General features: G+C 70.4%; 1 protein-coding gene. It reads right to left on the bottom strand.

What is annotated here, in order from left to right; genetic code table 11:
* Nucleotides 1-30: 30 nt before the first annotated feature.
* The coding region (locus tag KVS71_RS17760) for a uroporphyrinogen-III synthase (RefSeq protein ID WP_217585195.1) at nt 31-260 on the bottom strand (230 nt) is incomplete at its 5' end.

Below are 260 nucleotides of genomic sequence, written 5' to 3'. Positions count from 1 at the left end.
GCAGTGGGCGCAGACGGATGTCGGGGAAGCTCACGGCGCGAACTCGTCTGCCGCGTGCGGAAGGGTGAACTGCGACACGGCACCGATCAGCGCATCGATGGTCTGCCGATCGGCGACCACCGAGACGGGCAGGCCGGCGCGCACGGCGTCCTTGGCCGTGCGCGGGCCGATCGCCGCGAGCAGCGTCTCGTCCGGGATCACGGGGAACTGCTCCCGCACCTGCTCGGCCACCGAACCGCTGGTGATGAGGATCGCGTTGA

The organism is Microbacterium sp. GbtcB4 (genome assembly GCF_019091465.1).
Classification (GTDB): Bacteria; Actinomycetota; Actinomycetes; order Actinomycetales; family Microbacteriaceae; genus Microbacterium; species Microbacterium paraoxydans.
This window is presented reverse-complemented; position numbering and strand designations above follow the sequence as displayed.